Annotated in this window: 1 protein-coding gene; it reads left to right on the top strand. The window is 45.4% G+C overall.

All coding sequences use genetic code 11. From position 1 onward, the window contains the following. Positions 1–291 (top strand): LPS assembly lipoprotein LptE (gene lptE / locus A3757_RS26425; protein WP_197469821.1); only part of this gene is annotated, 291 nt, incomplete at its 5' end. Between the last annotated feature and the right edge of the window lie 77 nt (positions 292–368).

Genomic DNA, 368 nt, shown 5'->3' with positions numbered 1-368 from the left:
ACCTTGTCGCTGCAAAGCAATGCTTCAACCGCTGAATATGGGCTGAGCTCTAAAGTAAGTTATCAATTAGTTCTTCAAGAGAGCGAAGAAGTACTCGCTGAACAGGAAATCGTCGTTCGTAATAGCTATCGCCACCAGTCCTCTGCACTATTATCAAAAGAGCGCGAGCGCAGTGAGCTACAGTCTGAACTTAGCCAGCGCATTGCTTCAGAAATATTCCGCCAGATAGATGTCGTAAATAAACAAACGCTAACTACCAGCGATTCCGGCAGTAACGAGGGCTCTGAGTAAGTATGCGCATCAAAGCTGAGCAACTTGAGAATGAGCTGAAAAAAAAGCTCTTACCGCTTTATTTGGTAACCGGTGAC

This window comes from Oleiphilus sp. HI0117 (assembly GCF_001635235.1).
Note: the sequence above shows the minus strand (reverse complement) of the source record. Positions and strands in the feature narration are given on the sequence as shown.